The following is a 14,737-nucleotide window of genomic DNA, read 5'->3' as shown; positions in this document are numbered from 1 at the left end:
TCCTTAGATGGTCTGGGAGCCGCTGCCGAATTCGGGATAGGCCTCCATGCCCAGCTCGACCTTATCCAGGCCCAGCATCTCGTCTTCTTCATGGACACGGATGCCCACAGTGAATTTGAGGGCCAGCCACAAGATGGTGCTGGTGCCGGCGGCAAAGGCGCCGATCGCCAGGATACCGATGATCTGGGTGCCAATGTCGCCTGCCCCGAAGATGCCGACCGCCAGCGTGCCCCAGATGCCGCATACCAAATGCGCCGGGATCGCGCCGACAACATCGTCGATTTTGAGTTTGTCCAGCACCGGCACACTGACCACAACCAGAACGCCGCCAATGCCGCCGACAATGATCGACAGAAAGTGATTTGTCAGATCCGGGCCGGCGGTGATGGCAACCAGACCGCCGATGGCGCCGTTGAGTGACATGGTCAGATCGATCTTTTTATAAATCAGTTGGGTCAGGATCATGGCGACCACAACGCCGGCCGCCGCCGCCAGGTTGGTATTGGTGAAGACAATCGCCATCCAGGTGGCATTGGCGGCACTGTCCAGGGCCAGCACGGAACCGCCGTTGAAACCGAACCAACCGAGCCACAGGATGAAGGTGCCAAGCGTGGCAAGGGGCAGATTGGCACCCGGCATCGGATGGATGGAGCCGTCTTTGCCATATTTGCCCCGGCGGGAACCCAGGATGATGGCCCCGACCAGGGCCGCCCAGCCGCCAACACTATGGACGATGGAAGAACCGGCAAAGTCGGAGAAACCCATTTCGGAGAGCCAGCCGCCACCCCAGGTCCAGGATCCCTGGATCGGATAGATGATGCCGGTCAGAACGATGGTGAAGATCAGGAAGGGCCAAAGCTTGATGCGCTCTGCCAGGGTACCGGACACGATGGAGGCCGCAGTGGCGACAAAAACCATCTGGAAGAACCAGTCGGAGGCAACGGAATAACCGTTCCCGACCACGGCTGCGACCTGTTCTGCGGTGGCTTCTTCCGCACCCAGCAGCGCTAATTCGGCGTCGCTCGGGTTGTAGAAGGCACCGGCCAGTGAACCTATATATCCGGAAACATCGGTATACATCAGGCCATAGCCGACGAGATAGAACATCAAGCCTGCGATGGAATAGAGCGCGATGTTTTTCAAACAGATGGTGGCGGTGTTCTTGGATCGGACAAGGCCGGATTCAAGCATGGCAAAACCTGCGGCCATCCACATGACCAGCGCGCCATTCACCAGGAAAGAGAAGGTGTTGAGGATATAGCCGGTTTCAGCGGAAACTTCGGCATGGGCGGGTGCTGAGAAAGCCAACGCAAGCACAGCGCCCAGGCCGGTGATCTTTCCCGCATTTTTCGAAAGTTTTTTGATCATTGTCATCATTCCATTCCTTTTACCGTCACAGGGCCGCATCGTCGGTTTCGCCGGTCCGGATGCGAACGGCCTGGGCTACGTCGAGCACGAAGATTTTGCCGTCGCCAATGCGCCCGGTTGCCCCGGTATTCTGGATTGCTTCAACGACGCTGGCGGCCTGATCGTCGGATACGACGGCCTCCAGCTTTACTTTGGGCAGAAAATTCACGGCATATTCAGCGCCGCGGTATATTTCGGTCTGTCCCTTCTGACGTCCGAACCCTTTGGCTTCGGTTACCGTCATCCCGGTCACGCCAAGCGTGGTAAGAGCCTCACGGACTTCTTCCAGCTTGAAGGGTTTGATAATGGCCATCACAAGCTTCATGGCTTGCCTCCCTTGGAGTGGTTGTTCCGGTGTCCGCCATCGGATTGGTGCGGCGCACAATCACATTTCCCACTCTATTTCAAGGGCTGTGCCAGTTTTATGAACTTGGCATAAAACATAAATAAAACAGTTATTAATGAAAGATATCTAAACTAATCAATTAGGATTAATGTGCTTCATGATGATTAAATATTAGTCACTATATAAAAAGTGATTAAATTATAATCACAATGGTGCGGCGCTTTTGCATCTGGACTTATGGGGGCAATTGGCTATTCCTAGGGCATCGTCAATCCAGCTAAGCGGTTGCCTTACATGTCCCCTGCTGAACCAAAACAAATCCCTGCCCGCCATGATGTCCTGATCGCGGGGGGAGGCCTTGTCGGCATGACCCTGGGCTGTGCCCTGGCAAAAGCCGGCCTTGATGTCGTGGTGATTGACCGCGATGCGCCGGCCGAACAGCAGGAAGGAGCCTATGATGGCCGAGCCTCTGCCATTTCCTATGGGTCCGCCCAGGTTTTCAAGGGGATCGGCCTCTGGGATCTGATTGAGGCGGATGTTTCCCCGATCCGTGATGTGCGTGTGGTGGATGGTAACCAGATTGAAGGGATTTCACCGCTGTTTCTGCATTATGACCATCGTGATCTGGGCGATGAGCCTCTGGGCTATATCATTGAGAACCGGGTGACCCGGGTCGGCCTGTTCAAACTGGCGCAAACGCTGGAGAATCTGATTCTGATCTCTCCTGTGGCAGTTGAGAGCCTGGACCGGCAGCGGGGTTATGCCGAGGCGCATTTGTCCGACGGCCGGGTGATCCGGGCAGATCTGGCGGTGGCGGCCGATGGCAAGTTTTCCCCGATCCGTGAAGCGGCCGGTATCAGCCAGACGACCTGGAAATATGACCAGACCGCGATTGTTTGCACGGTCGAGCATGAGCGTGACCATGAGGGGGTCGCGGTTGAGCTGTTTCAGCCAACTGGCCCCTTTGCCATGCTGCCCATGACCGATAACCGTTCTAATATCGTCTGGTCGGAAGACCCCAGAGTGGTTAAGCAGTTGATGGCGCTTGATGATGTGGCCTTTCTGGCGGAATTGTCAGAAAAATTCGGGGACTGGCTGGGTAAGATCCGCCTGACGGGGCCGCGCTTTTCCTATCCGTTGAGCTTTTCCCTGGCCAGTACTTATCTGTCGGAACGCCTGGTATTAGCCGGAGATTCCGGCCATGGCATTCATCCCATCGCCGGACAGGGCTTTAACATGGGGATCCGCGATGTGGCGGCGCTGGCCGAAGTCTTGGTGGATGCCAAACGGTTGGGGCTGGATCTAGGGGGGCCGATGGTGCTGGAAAAATACGAACAATGGCGCCGGTTCGACAATGTGATGCTGGCGACCGTCTGCGATGGCTTGCTGCGGCTCTTCTCCAATGATAATCAACCGCTGCGCCTGGCCCGTGACATGGGGCTGGCGGCGGTCAACAAGCTGCCGCCCTTGAAAAAGCTCTTCATGCGCCATGCCATGGGGGTGGTTGGTGACCTGCCCCGGTTGGTCCGGGGCGAAGCGCTCTAAGGCAAAAAATCAATAAATTACTTTAAGTATTGCCAATCAGGCATTTGATATATTTGGAGAGTTAACATGACTGAAGGCGTGAGTGTAACCGCCGTCGCAGCCGCCCTGGAACGGGTTGAAGCTGCATTGGGGGACAATCTGGCGGTCAAGAATGACCTGGAAAAGATCCGGACCTCGATCCGCTCGCTGGAAACCCTGTTGAGCGAAAGCACCGCTGCGACCCTGGGCCTTGCGGCGGTGGTGGCGGCCATTGCGGCCAAAAACCCGGTCAGCAATGATGAAATCCAGACCATGCTGGACCGGCTGACCCCGCCGACTGACCTTGGTGCCTTGAATCGCGAGCGGGCCGAGACCCTGTACGGGTCGATCCTGACGGCTGCGGCAGGCCCGGATCAATAATTATTTCGGTGTCGAAATTATCTTGGTTGGGGATAATCTCTGGGTGATCTCGCTGATCCGGAGAAATTGCTGATATAGCAAGGGAAATGCCATAACCCCTTCAATATACTGAAAAATATACATTATGGCGGCCAGTTTCTCTCCGTCTGTCATGTCCCTATCCCGCCCAATAACCCACAGTCCGGCGATGATCAACAGGGTGAGAATGAGCCAAACGGAAGAATAATTCACCGTTTCCAGATCCGAGAGCCTGATGCGCCATTTTGACAGCCTGCGGAAATGATCTGCGGCGCTGGTTTCGCGGTTAGAAGCCAGGGCGCCAAGCTGTCGTTCCAGTTCAATATTCTGGCCACGGTTCAGCCGCCGGATCGGCCGTTCGGCCAGAACGTATATCAGCAGGATCGCTGTTGTGGATAGGCAGGCGGTAATGGCAAGCGGGAGATTCACGACCCATAGGATAACGAGAATGCCGGTGAAGCTGACCAGACTGTCGATGAAAGCGGGAAGATCCTGCTCAAAATAGGCAATAACCTCATCCAGCATGCCGATCCTGGCGCTGGTCCGGCTGAGGGTGGTTGCTGCCTTCATATTTTTGATATGAATGGATTTTGCCAGATCCTGATACAGTCGGGCATAGGCTCTGGTATCAAAAAAACGCCGGCCCGCCCCGGCCGCCAGAACCGTCACGCATAACCCGGTCAGCGCCGCCAGGCCAGTCAGCTTCATTTGCCCAAGATCGTCAATCGCAGCACCGATCAGTAAGGGAAAGCTGACGATCAGACCGGCTTCCAACAGGATTAGTCCCCAGGTTACCATCATCGTGCCCGGATAATGCCGGATGATCCAGGCGATGCTGATGTCGCTTTTACCCATTTGGAATCGTTACATTTTTTCCCTGCCCTTTTTCTCCGGAAGGCTCCCAGCCCGGTGGTCGAAAAAGATAGCCTGCCACGTCGCCTGCGGTGCGTGCACGGATCAAATCCCGCCATAGGCCCGGCAGTTCTGAAAACCAAACCTTGATCGGGTTGACTGTCTCTATCTGTGTGGTGAGGCCGTAAACGACTTTTTCTTCTTCGGCGGCATAAGTGCCAAACAATCTGTCCCAGAGGATCAGGATGCCGCCATAATTTTTGTCCAGATAGGCATCGTTGCTGCCGTGATGGACCCTGTGATTGGAGGGGGTATTGAAAATTCGATCGAGAAAACCGAGCTTTCCGATCAGCTCCGTATGTAACCAAGTTTGGTAGGACAGTACCATAAGTTCTGCAAATATCACCAGCAGCGGATCAAAGCCCAGCAAGACCATGGGGGCATGAAAAGGGACCGACATCAAGGGTTCAAACGGTCCAAACCGATAGGCGACAGCCACATTCATTTTGGGCGCGCTGTGATGCACCGCATGTGAAAACCAGAAGATCCGCACCCGATGGGCCGCCCGATGCTCCCAGTAATAGGCAAAATCAGCAACCAGGATCGCTGCAGCGATGGTCCAGATGTTGTTGGGTAGATGCACCGGTGTCACGTACCAAAGTGTGTAATAGAGGAGGATGGCGCCACCGACGGTCAGGCTGGAAACCAGGAAAAAAGGGATTTGGGTGCTGAGGCTGGCCAGGATATCCCCCAATCCATTCCAACTGATGCGACGGGTCAGCAGATCCCGGACCAGTTCGATGCTTAAGATCGCGGCTGCGATCGTCAAATCAACAGTCTCCAATTGATACATCCAGGACTCAAAAGAGGGTTGCATGCGGGAGTATCCATAAATTGTCAAAGATGACAATTTACATGTGGCTAAAAATATAGATTGTCAATAAAGAAAATTAACAATACCAAAGATACCGACAGTTCCATTTTCGTGAGAAACCGGTAAAAATGCCTCGCCCCAGTCTAAAAGATCAGCGAACCGACGAAATTCTCAATGCGTTCGAGCGATGCATTCTGCGGGTCGGCTTGGCGGGTAGTTCGCTGGAGGCCATAGCCGAAGAAGCCGGCATGAAACGTTCCATCCTGCGTCACTATATCGGCAACCGGGATGAAATTCTCGAAGCCCTCGCCCGGCGGGTAATCGAGCGATACCGTGACGAGACAGAAGAACTGATCCGGCATCTGCCCAGATGCGGCCGCGGCCGGGCGCTGGTTGATTTTCTGTTCCATGATGTGGAAAAAACCAATATTCAGTCCCTGGCGGTCGCTGAGGCACTGACCAATGCGTCGATCGGAAATGACACTATTCGCCAACTCTTTAGCGGGTGGCTGGATCAGTTTGTCGGCACCATGGGCCAGGTGCTGCATGATTGCTATCCTGAACGTGACCAGGCCCGATGCTGGGCGGTGGCTTATGGGTTGGCCAGCATCTATTTCAGCCATGAGGCAATGACGCCTCTTGCCCTGCCCGCGCATTATGGAAAGGCGGCGGTGAGAAGTGCCCGCGCGCTGGTGGACAGCTTGGAACGGGACTAAGCGGATTGTCCGTTATTAAATTAGTAATCTAATCATGGTAAGGTCTGGCAAACGGATAGGGGGCGGCTATGAATGGTCCAACATCTGTCGGCCAGGAACTGCTGGCTGCTGTGGAGGCGGCAAACGGTGAAGATGTGATTCTGCCATGGGAGAGGTTTTACACGGTCATTGGCCTTGATCAGGGCTATGTGACACCTGAATTCATGGACAAGGTCAATACGGTCTTGAAACCCAAAGGATTTTACTCCGTTAAAAATAACAAAGGTGTGTTGATCCGCCATCTGCATTAGCGATGGTTGCCAACAGCGTTGAAGTTACCTGCAGAGAGGGGAGAGTGCGGCCAGCTTACTTTGGTCGCGCTTTCCTTTTTTAAGGCTTAAGCTGCCTATTCGAGGCGTTCCATCTTGAGCATCCGGCTGATAAATTCCACCAGGAATGCCGCGCTCATGGCAAAGATCAACAAACCGTTCGCCGCCGCGATACCGCCCAAGAGACGCCATTCTGGCCCTAAAATCACATCGCCAAATCCAAGGGTCGTGAAAGTAACCACGGAAAAATAGACCGCTGGTTCAAGGGCGTCGAAAGCCCCTAGTTCCATAAAGACCGCTGCCCAGATCCATACCGCGATTGTGTGCGCCGCCATCAGCCAGGTTGTCACTGCCGCCAGGCAGGCGACAGCCTTTTGCAGCCGATAAGACCGTTCCAGCCAGTGGGACAGTTTGCGCAATGCCTGCACCCCGGCAATGATGAAGACCGCCTCGACCAGGATGGTGAGAACGACTATCACGGATCCGAGTAACAGCTGGAAGATCATGGAATTTTACTCTGGTTATGATGGGGCAAGGTTATCAAATTGAATAGACCTTTCAACGCCAATACCGCAGGGCCAAGCCTTCCCAAATAATCAAGTTGTAAGTTTTGGAAAGATTGTCACACGACAGGAAGGGATCTATAAAGAGAAAGATTGGCTGTATCTAAACCTTTAAGAATAAATCGATGCTTTCTTCATTTCGTGCTCCTGGCCGGGCGGGGGCGTTGTTGCTTGCGCAGGCAAGCGATTTAACGCGGCGTGGCAAGCTGGACCAAGCAGAGAAGATCCTTTCGGATCTTTTGGCGCAAAACCCGCGCAACGCCGAGGTTTGTAATCGCCTGGGCGGGGTGTTTTTTCTTAGACATGACCTGAAACAAGCAAAACTCCTGTTTCGTAAGGCGGTCAAACTTGAGCCGAACCAGGCTCATTTCCATGCAAATCTCGGGAATGTCCTGGCCGGTCAGTCTCTTTGGAAAGAAGCGGAAAAATCCTATCGCACAGCGATGCGGTTAGACCCCGGTGATGCGGGGCATGTATCGGGCTTGGCGAGCACTATGAAAAAGCAGGGGCATTACCGCGAGGCTGAGATTCTGTATCAATCTGCCTTGTCAATGCAGCCGGATGACTATGAAGTTAACCGTAACATCGCTCATCTCCTGCTCTTGCTCGGTCGCTACCGGGAAGGTTGGCGACAGTTGGAAAGCCGCTGGAGGCTCGGAACCCGGCCTTCCGAAATTGCGGGTATGGACAAGCCGCTTTGGGATGGCAGTCCGTTACAGGGCAAGACGTTGCTGTTGCATGCCGAGCAAGGCCTTGGCGACAGCCTGCAGTTCGCCCGCTATATCCCTCTTGCCGTGTCATCAGGGGCCAGGCTTATTGTTCGGGTGCAGCCGGAACTGGTGAAACTGCTGGATATCTATTCGGATGTTGCAGAGATTGGTAGTCTGGGCGGGCGATTGCCTGAATTTGATTGCCATTGCCCCTTGATGGCGCTTCCCGGCCGGGTATTTCCCGACAATCCCCTGGCGGAATATCGGCCGTTGTCTCCGGAGCCGACGCGGGCCGCGGATCTGGGGGAACATAGGTAGAAAGTCGGCTTGAGCTGGGCTGGCAATCCTAGTCACCGGAATGATCTAAATCGCTCAATCGGTTTGCAGAATTTGATGCCGTTATTGCTTCGGGCCGCAGAGGATCCGACAGTCGGTCTTTACAGCTTTCAGAAGGATCTGAAACCGGGGGGTCAGGCCATACTCAATGAGCAGCCGCACGTGGTTCCACTTGGCCAGCGTAAGCTCGATTTGGACGCCGTCGCGGCAACCATGCAAAAAATGGATGTGATTATTACGGTGGATAGTGCACTGGCGCATCTTGCGGGCTCTCTGAACAAGCCCTGTTGGTTGATGCTTCCCTATGTGCCTGATTTCCGCTGGGGGACGGAAGGGGCTGAAACCGAATGGTACTCATCTGTCCGGTTGTTCCGGCAGAAAAAGCCGGGGGATTGGAAGCCGGTCGTGATGGAAATCTGCCAGGCGTTCACAGAAATGGCGGCGGCATAAGACCGCCGCCATCTCTTAACTACGAAAAAATAGTCCGCTTCGTCAGACCAGTAGCTTGCGGACATCACCCGGCAGGGCGAAGGCTGCTACATGGACATCCGGCGTGTAATAACGCAGGGTCAGACCGGCTTTTTCCAGCCGTGCCTGAATGGTCGCGGCTGCCTGCTGGCGCAGATCCGCATTGTCACTGGCCCAGCCAAAGGCCATCGGCCCGCCCTGATAGGTGGGCACGGTTGCCAGATAAAAACTCACGTCGGCAAAATGCGCACCCAAGCGGTTGAAGCTGTGGGTCACTTCCTGCGGCTGCACGGCCGGGACGCCATTCTGGGTCACGATGATCCCGCCATCGGTCAGACAGCGTTTGCAGTCACCGTAAAACTCCTGGGTGAACAACACCTCGCCCGGTCCGATTGGATCGGTGGAATCGACAATAATCACATCCCAGCGCTCATCCGTTTCCTTCACGAATTTGCAGCCATCGGTGATCACCAGATTGAAGCGCGGATTCTCAAAGGCACCGGCATTATGGTTCGGCAGGTATTTGGCGCAAAAATCCACAACACCGCGGTCGATCTCGACCATGGTGACCTCAATATCCTGATGTTTGAGGGCTTCCCGCGCCATACCGCCGTCACCGCCGCCGATGATCAGCACGCGCTTGGCCGCCCCATGGGCCAGGATCGGCACATGGGTCAGCATCTCATGATAGATATATTCGTCACCCTCGGTGGTCTGAACGACACCATCAAGCGCCATGACCCGGCCAAACCGGCCATTTTCAAAGATGATCAGATCCTGATGCTCGGTCTTGTCATGATAGAGGACGTTATCAACCTTCAGGCGCTGGCCGATCTCGTCATGCAGCATTTCGGTGAAATATTCCATTTGCTCACTCATCCGATCATACCCCGTTTATGGTCGCCTAACTGTACCCGGCCACTGTTAAAGGCCCGTTTCAAAATCGGCACTGCCTTATGCGGTTTGGCATCGCCACACATGAAAATATCCAGCGCCGCATAACCGCATTCCGGCCAGGTATGGATGGAGATATGGCTCTCGGCCAGGACGGCAACGCCGCTCACGCCGCCATTGGGGGTGAAATGATGGAAATGCATATGAAGGAGCGTTGCACCCGCCTCTTCGATACATTGTTTGAAGGTTTCTTCGATATGGTCGATTTCGTCCAGGCGATCAGCCTCCCACAGATCCACGATCAGATGGGTGCCGGCGAAATGGACGCCGTCCTGTTCGATGAAATGATCCAGTCGGTTATCCGCATCATTGGCGACCGGAATGGTCAGCGTGTCATGTGCGGCATGTTTCATGGGGGCCACCCCATGGTTTTCGATTAGAGTATTCTCTTCCGTCTGGTTTGTGCCCGGTTGCATCTGCCCCGTTTGCGTCTTCCCCAGTTGGACGAGAGACATGTCTTGCGGCATCGTCCCCTCCACCAGTAGATGACAGCGAACTGTCGGTTTTCCCAGGGTAAACCCGCCCGGCAACCCTGAAGTCCAAATAATAAAACATCCGGCAGGCCGGCCCGCCGGATGTGAGCGCGGGTGATAAAGCCATTTGATTTTCCGCGCAAGAAAAATCTGGAATAGACCGATTAATTCCTCTTATCTGAAAGCTATGATTGCAATGGTCCATGGGGACCAATGAATATGTGAAGGTAGAGATCCGGTGGAACCTCAAAATTTCAGCTTCGGCGACTATCTGCTTTTGACCGCGATCTTTTCCGCCTTATTCAGGCTTATGGGGATCTACTATCTCTCATACAAATTTAAGAAAAAGGCCCGGCATTGTTTTCCGGATGAACCACAGAGAAATCTGGAGTTCGCTGAGTCATTCAGACATTGGCCGTTCATCAGAAAAGAAATATCAGCGGAGAATGAAGGGGTAAGAGAACTTCATAAAAGGTTTAGGCGCTGCTGCAAAATCTCCGCTGGGGTGATTTTGGCGATATTTGTCTTGGGGCTTGTCATTGGTTGATTGTATGTAAACTCAGTATGAGAAACTTCATGGGGGGGATATGAGGATGGCTTTAGAAGACCAGCTCTTAAAACTTAAATACGAAATTCAAAAAAATATCAGCTTACTTAAAGACGGGGCTCATGTGGTTCCGAATGATGTGCTTGCGCGACTGAGGCCTATGATACCTACGGGTTATACGCTTGGGATCAATTTTGTTGGGGAATGGGGTCCGATCCTTGTCGGATTTGAAGGTGCGCATGGCGTGATGATCACGCCTGATGGGATGGATCGGCACTATACTTCCGTTGCCGGGACTTATGGACTGTCCGGGCTGCCTGCTACTGTTGGCATGGAATTTCACTTGATTAAAGGACCTCCAGAATCATTTGAAGGATTTGCGACGCAGGTTGAAGCCGGATGGGGTCCCGGGATCGGCGTGACAATTCCCACGACCAACGGAACGCAAGCGTTGAGCGCATTCTGGGAGGCGGTGAATAGCGGAGAAGGCGAGTTTGTTGATACGCTGGCCAATAAAGCGCCAGAAGGGACTTCCGTCTATTTTACCGCTGAGTTGAATGCGGGTTTTGGCACCGAGTTTGGTTACACCTGGGTGCATGACCGGACACCGTTACACGTCCAGTATCCGGATCTGATTGTGGTGACAAGAAATCTCAACCATCTGGATTATCGGCAGTTTAATGCGGATAGCGGCAGGTTCGAAAGTGTAAACGGCATAATGCGGCCAATCCTCGGTGAAGAGGATTATCAGCCGCAAACACCGCAGGAAGCTTTCCATACCGAGGTCTTGCTTTTCAGACCCGACGGTACTCAGGTTTTTCAAAATGGTTCAAAAATTCTGCCGGATGGAACGCGGGTCAATTCTGACACCGGTGCAGCACCACCGGAACAGGCGTCGGTTGAAGGCGTGGCCGAGTTCGTGCGTTCGGAGATAAAGGGTAAAAGTCTCATTTTAGGCAAGCACTGTTTTGCGGCTGGCACACCGGTTTCTATGGCTGACGGCACTGTCAAACCGATTGAAAAAATTGAAGTTGGCGACAAGGTGCTGTCGTTTGACGCACAAGATTCCGCCGGAAAAGGTCAATTGGTTCCCCGAACGGTGACCCATAGGCATATCAATCACAATAAACTGGTTATTGATTTTCATGGCACATTGGTCACGCCGGATCATTTGACCTTGTGTGAGAGTGCTGGAAGCGATCCTGTTTTTCTGCCGCTGATCGATATTATAAAAAATGATGGAATTGTGATTTCTGAAGATGGAACATCACTGCGAGCAGCGACAAACTGCCCGGTCGGTAGTTTGGAAGATGTAATGGTAAAGGTTCTTATGCTTGTTGATCGGCAGAATAGGGAACTCGTTGAATCAGAAATCCGTGCAGGAACATTGCTGTTAAGAGAAGACGGCACAACGGTGCGTGTTCTGGATTGTATTCGTGCACAGGGAATGGAACTGCGGCGGGACGGCTACCTGGTTTCCCGGGAACAGCCAGGGTCTCCTGAGCCTCTTTATTGGGCTGGTCCAGTCCCTGATCCCGAAGATTACATTCTGCGCAAGAGCGGATTGACCCTTGCTGATTTAGAACCTGAACGGGCGCAATTCCCGCTTCATTGAGGGAAGTCTAAATAAAAAGGCCGTTTCAAAATTGAAACGGCCTTTTCTTCCGTCTGTTTTCGTTTAGCTGGCAACCGATTTCCCAACGGAGCCCAGATCCTCGCAGGCTTCCTTCAGGCGCTCAACCATGCCTTTTTCCGCCTCGCGCAGCCATTTGCGCGGGTCATAGTGCTTTTTCAGCGGCTCTTCGGTCTCGGGGTCGATCTGATGATGGAAGGCATTGTGATGCGCATCCACATATTTGCCGATCTCGTTGGCGAAAGCGAACTGGGTGTCGGTGTCGATATTCATCTTGAAGACACCATAGTCGATTGCTTCGCGGATCTTGTCTTTTTCAGAGCCGGAGCCGCCATGGAACACCAGGTCCAGCGGGTTGGCAGCAAGATTGTGCTTTTCCTGGACCAAAGCCTGGGAGTTTTTCAGGATTTCGGGACGCAGCTTCACATTGCCGGGCTTGTAGACGCCATGCACGTTGCCGAAGCTGGCGGCCAGGGTGAAATGGCCGATCGGGCTCAGGCGCTCATAAGCGGCCAGCACGTCTTCCGGCTGGGTATATAGCTTGTCATTATCCACTTCATCCAGCTCATGGCCGACGCCGTCTTCTTCGCCGCCGGTGACGCCCAGTTCAATTTCCAAGCTCATATCCAGTTTCGCCATCCGGCCCAGGGCATCGGCACAGGTGCCCAGGTTATCCTCAATCGGATCTTCCGAAAGATCGATCATATGGGAGGAGAAAAGCGGACGGCCATGTTTTTCATAATAGGCTTCGCCCGCATCCAGCAGCCCGTCGATCCAGGGCAGCAGCTTGCGGTTGGCATGGTCGGTATGCAGGACTGCGCAGATGCCGTAATGCTCGGCCAGAAGATGCACGTGATGGGCCGCCGACACTGCGCCCAGAACCTTGGCTTTCAGGCCGTCTTTCAGGCCGGCACCGGCATAGAATTGTGCACCGCCGTTGGACAGCTGGATGATCACATCAGAGCCATGCTCTGCGGCGGCTTCCATAACGGCGTTGATGGAGTTGGTGCCGACGATATTGACGGCGGGAAGGGCAAATTTGCCTTCCTTACAGTGATTGATCAGGGCGAGATAATCATCCCCGTAAACGACACCCGGTTTCAGTTTCAAACTCATGGTTTTGCCTCTGTTCGAAAAATGACAAGTTTTTAGAACCGGGACCGCGATCCCTGGGCAAGCCAGGGCCGGATCCGGTGATATCTCCCGCATCAGGGTATAGACCAACGACCCAGTCAGTGCAATTGCGGGACAACCTAACAGGCTGAGCTTTTCGTGAATTTTTTGCGATTATTCACACAATTGCACGTTGGTTTGCTGCAATGGCTTGCGCTGTGGCCAAATCCGATTTTTCACCGGATATAATGATAGTACTATATATACTACTGTGGTAAGGGTTGGTTGATAATGGAAGGGGCCAGGAACGCGGTCGCTGTACGGATTATAAGGGGTATTTATGACCGGACAAATTTCCACATTGGATCTGGTGCTTGAAAATATTATCCAGGGTGTGGTCATGTTTGACGCAGCACAAAACCTGGAAGTTTGGAACCGTCAATACCAGCAAATTCTGCAGTTTCCGGACGGTTTTCTGAAACCTGGGCTCTCGAATTATGAAATGGCCCTTTATCTTGCCAAAAAGGGCACATTCGGTCCCGGGGATCCGGACCTGTTAGCCAGGGAGCGGGTCGAGCTGATCTGGACTCCGGGTGAAGTCCGTACCAATATTACTATTGCCGGTGACCGCGCCTATGAGGTCTTGTGCAAGCGCACGGAAACGGGCGGGTTGGTTGTCACCTATACGGATATGACCGAGCGGGAACGCGCGCTGGCAGATTTGGCGGAACTGAATCAACAGAAAGACCGTTTTATGACGGTGGTTGCGCATGATTTGAAAACCCCCTTCAACGCCTTGCTGGGATGCACGGATGTGCTGGATAAAAACTGGGGCCAGTTTTCCAAAACGCATATCCGCGACTATATTTCCATTATCCGCCAAGCCTCTTTGGAGGCATATAAGCTCTTGGAAGATATGTTGGAATGGTCCCGATTGCAGCTGGGCGGATATCAAGCGGACATCAGTCCTCTAGACTTGGATGATTTAATCCTCACGAACCTGGCTCGATATGACCCTTTGGCGCGGCTAAAAAACATTCGGATCGACAGCCAATTGGAAGATGGGCTCGAAGTGCTGGCAGATATCAATATGCTGGATACCGTGCTGCGCAATTTGATCAGCAATGCCATTAAATTCAGTCCGGATCATACTGTGATTACCCTGTCAGCAACGCAGATGGATTCTAGGATAAAACTTTCGATCAGAGATCAGGGGCAGGGAATCGCGCCAGAGCAACAGGCCCGGTTATTTCAGTTTCAGCCGGGTCTCAGCACCAAAGGAACACATGGTGAAGCAGGTACGGGGTTGGGGCTGCATCTGTGTCAGGAACTGATGGAACAGATGTCCGGACAGATCACCTTTGTCAGTGAACCGGGGCAAGGCAGCACATTCCATGTCAACTTGCCGGCAGCGGCTGATTGATGTGAGTCCATAAAGAAAACGCCCGGCGCATTGGCCAGGCGTTTTCCGGGCG

Annotated in this window: 16 protein-coding genes; 8 read left to right on the top strand and 8 right to left on the bottom strand. The window is 53.5% G+C overall.

The genetic code is table 11. The annotated features are described in order from the left end of the window. Positions 1 to 3 precede the first annotated feature (3 nt). A complete protein-coding gene (amt, locus tag DFP90_RS09420; RefSeq protein ID WP_115936500.1) occupies positions 4 to 1,368 on the bottom strand; it encodes an ammonium transporter in 1,365 nt (454 codons plus the stop codon). Between the two features lie 25 nt (positions 1,369 to 1,393). Further along, entirely contained in the window at positions 1,394 to 1,732 is a 339-nt protein-coding gene (locus tag DFP90_RS09415) for a P-II family nitrogen regulator (protein WP_115936219.1), read from the bottom strand. A 315-nt stretch (positions 1,733 to 2,047) separates the two neighbouring features. Between DFP90_RS09415 and DFP90_RS09410 the strand changes: the two genes are divergently transcribed. Together DFP90_RS09410 and DFP90_RS09405 are read left to right on the top strand one after the other, a co-directional pair. Continuing rightward, positions 2,048 to 3,298 (top strand): UbiH/UbiF/VisC/COQ6 family ubiquinone biosynthesis hydroxylase, encoded by a 1,251-nt coding sequence (locus tag DFP90_RS09410; protein ID WP_115936218.1) that lies wholly within the window; start codon positions 2,048 to 2,050, stop codon positions 3,296 to 3,298. A gap of 66 nt (positions 3,299 to 3,364) precedes the next feature. Then, a complete protein-coding gene (locus DFP90_RS09405) occupies positions 3,365 to 3,697 on the top strand; it encodes a hypothetical protein (RefSeq protein ID WP_115936217.1) in 333 nt (110 codons plus the stop codon). Here DFP90_RS09405 and DFP90_RS09400 read toward each other — a convergent pair whose 3' ends face one another. Next, complete coding sequence (locus DFP90_RS09400; protein ID WP_115936216.1) at positions 3,698 to 4,570, bottom strand: ABC transporter six-transmembrane domain-containing protein; 873 nt, start codon at positions 4,568 to 4,570, stop codon at positions 3,698 to 3,700. After that, positions 4,563 to 5,444: a sterol desaturase family protein gene (locus tag DFP90_RS09395; RefSeq protein WP_115936215.1), complete on the bottom strand. Its 882-nt coding sequence runs from the start codon at positions 5,442 to 5,444 to the stop codon at positions 4,563 to 4,565. Before DFP90_RS09395 ends, DFP90_RS09400 begins: the two co-directional genes overlap by 8 nt. A gap of 125 nt (positions 5,445 to 5,569) precedes the next feature. On the opposite strand from DFP90_RS09395, the gene DFP90_RS09390 reads away from it, so the two are divergent. Together DFP90_RS09390 and DFP90_RS09385 are read left to right on the top strand one after the other, a co-directional pair. Beyond that, positions 5,570 to 6,157 (top strand): TetR/AcrR family transcriptional regulator, encoded by a 588-nt coding sequence (locus DFP90_RS09390; protein ID WP_115936214.1) that lies wholly within the window; start codon positions 5,570 to 5,572, stop codon positions 6,155 to 6,157. Between the two features lie 68 nt (positions 6,158 to 6,225). Next, positions 6,226 to 6,447, top strand: coding sequence for a hypothetical protein (locus tag DFP90_RS09385; protein WP_115936213.1), 222 nt, complete (start codon positions 6,226 to 6,228; stop codon positions 6,445 to 6,447). A 95-nt stretch (positions 6,448 to 6,542) separates the two neighbouring features. Here DFP90_RS09385 and DFP90_RS09380 read toward each other — a convergent pair whose 3' ends face one another. After that, the gene (locus DFP90_RS09380; RefSeq protein WP_115936212.1) at positions 6,543 to 6,971 is read right to left on the bottom strand and encodes a potassium channel family protein; all 429 of its coding nucleotides are present in this window, start codon (positions 6,969 to 6,971) and stop codon (positions 6,543 to 6,545) included. A 182-nt stretch (positions 6,972 to 7,153) separates the two neighbouring features. Between DFP90_RS09380 and DFP90_RS09375 the strand changes: the two genes are divergently transcribed. Together DFP90_RS09375 and DFP90_RS09370 are read left to right on the top strand one after the other, a co-directional pair. After that, entirely contained in the window at positions 7,154 to 8,056 is a 903-nt protein-coding gene (locus DFP90_RS09375) for a tetratricopeptide repeat protein (RefSeq protein WP_115936211.1), read from the top strand. 75 nt (positions 8,057 to 8,131) lie between these two features. After that, complete coding sequence (locus DFP90_RS09370; protein ID WP_115936210.1) at positions 8,132 to 8,524, top strand: glycosyltransferase family 9 protein; 393 nt, start codon at positions 8,132 to 8,134, stop codon at positions 8,522 to 8,524. A gap of 42 nt (positions 8,525 to 8,566) precedes the next feature. Here the strand turns inward: DFP90_RS09370 and speE are convergent, their stop codons facing one another. Together speE and speD are read right to left on the bottom strand one after the other, a co-directional pair. After that, positions 8,567 to 9,421, bottom strand: coding sequence for a polyamine aminopropyltransferase (gene speE, locus DFP90_RS09365; protein ID WP_115936209.1), 855 nt, complete (start codon positions 9,419 to 9,421; stop codon positions 8,567 to 8,569). Further along, entirely contained in the window at positions 9,418 to 9,849 is a 432-nt protein-coding gene (gene speD, locus DFP90_RS09360; RefSeq protein ID WP_245957017.1) for an adenosylmethionine decarboxylase, read from the bottom strand. Before speD ends, speE begins: the two co-directional genes overlap by 4 nt. Positions 9,850 to 10,562: 713 nt before the next feature. On the opposite strand from speD, the gene DFP90_RS09350 reads away from it, so the two are divergent. Beyond that, positions 10,563 to 12,131: a Hint domain-containing protein gene (locus DFP90_RS09350; protein WP_115936206.1), complete on the top strand. Its 1,569-nt coding sequence runs from the start codon at positions 10,563 to 10,565 to the stop codon at positions 12,129 to 12,131. A gap of 63 nt (positions 12,132 to 12,194) precedes the next feature. On the opposite strand, the gene fbaA is transcribed toward DFP90_RS09350, so the two are convergent. Continuing rightward, positions 12,195 to 13,265 carry a class II fructose-bisphosphate aldolase gene (gene fbaA, locus DFP90_RS09345; protein WP_115936499.1) on the bottom strand — a complete coding sequence of 357 codons (1,071 nt, stop codon included), beginning with the start codon at positions 13,263 to 13,265 and terminating at the stop codon, positions 12,195 to 12,197. Between the two features lie 337 nt (positions 13,266 to 13,602). On the opposite strand from fbaA, the gene DFP90_RS09340 reads away from it, so the two are divergent. Then, the gene (locus tag DFP90_RS09340) at positions 13,603 to 14,685 is read left to right on the top strand and encodes a sensor histidine kinase (protein ID WP_115936205.1); all 1,083 of its coding nucleotides are present in this window, start codon (positions 13,603 to 13,605) and stop codon (positions 14,683 to 14,685) included. Positions 14,686 to 14,737: the final 52 nt, after the last annotated feature.

This window comes from Aestuariispira insulae (assembly GCF_003385955.1).
GTDB classification, from domain to species: domain Bacteria; phylum Pseudomonadota; class Alphaproteobacteria; order UBA8366; family Aestuariispiraceae; genus Aestuariispira; species Aestuariispira insulae.
Note: the sequence above shows the minus strand (reverse complement) of the source record. Positions and strands in the feature narration are given on the sequence as shown.

Excerpts from the sequence above, each read along its gene's own strand:
- fbaA (WP_115936499.1), bottom strand. The coding sequence starts at position 13,265 with ATGAGTTTGAAACTGAAACCGGGTGTCGTTTACGGGGATGATTATCTC.
- DFP90_RS09400 (WP_115936216.1), bottom strand. The coding sequence starts at position 4,570 with ATGGGTAAAAGCGACATCAGCATCGCCTGGATCATCCGGCATTATCCG.
- DFP90_RS09385 (WP_115936213.1), top strand. The coding sequence starts at position 6,226 with ATGAATGGTCCAACATCTGTCGGCCAGGAACTGCTGGCTGCTGTGGAG.
- DFP90_RS09375 (WP_115936211.1), top strand. The coding sequence starts at position 7,154 with ATGCTTTCTTCATTTCGTGCTCCTGGCCGGGCGGGGGCGTTGTTGCTT.
- DFP90_RS09390 (WP_115936214.1), top strand. The coding sequence starts at position 5,570 with ATGCCTCGCCCCAGTCTAAAAGATCAGCGAACCGACGAAATTCTCAAT.
- DFP90_RS09380 (WP_115936212.1), bottom strand. The coding sequence starts at position 6,971 with ATGATCTTCCAGCTGTTACTCGGATCCGTGATAGTCGTTCTCACCATC.
- speD (WP_245957017.1), bottom strand. The coding sequence starts at position 9,849 with ATGAAACATGCCGCACATGACACGCTGACCATTCCGGTCGCCAATGAT.
- speE (WP_115936209.1), bottom strand. The coding sequence starts at position 9,421 with ATGAGTGAGCAAATGGAATATTTCACCGAAATGCTGCATGACGAGATC.
- DFP90_RS09370 (WP_115936210.1), top strand. The coding sequence starts at position 8,132 with ATGCCGTTATTGCTTCGGGCCGCAGAGGATCCGACAGTCGGTCTTTAC.
- amt (WP_115936500.1), bottom strand. The coding sequence starts at position 1,368 with ATGATCAAAAAACTTTCGAAAAATGCGGGAAAGATCACCGGCCTGGGC.
- DFP90_RS09340 (WP_115936205.1), top strand. The coding sequence starts at position 13,603 with ATGACCGGACAAATTTCCACATTGGATCTGGTGCTTGAAAATATTATC.
- DFP90_RS09405 (WP_115936217.1), top strand. The coding sequence starts at position 3,365 with ATGACTGAAGGCGTGAGTGTAACCGCCGTCGCAGCCGCCCTGGAACGG.
- DFP90_RS09350 (WP_115936206.1), top strand. The coding sequence starts at position 10,563 with ATGGCTTTAGAAGACCAGCTCTTAAAACTTAAATACGAAATTCAAAAA.
- DFP90_RS09410 (WP_115936218.1), top strand. The coding sequence starts at position 2,048 with ATGTCCCCTGCTGAACCAAAACAAATCCCTGCCCGCCATGATGTCCTG.
- DFP90_RS09395 (WP_115936215.1), bottom strand. The coding sequence starts at position 5,444 with ATGCAACCCTCTTTTGAGTCCTGGATGTATCAATTGGAGACTGTTGAT.
- DFP90_RS09415 (WP_115936219.1), bottom strand. The coding sequence starts at position 1,732 with ATGAAGCTTGTGATGGCCATTATCAAACCCTTCAAGCTGGAAGAAGTC.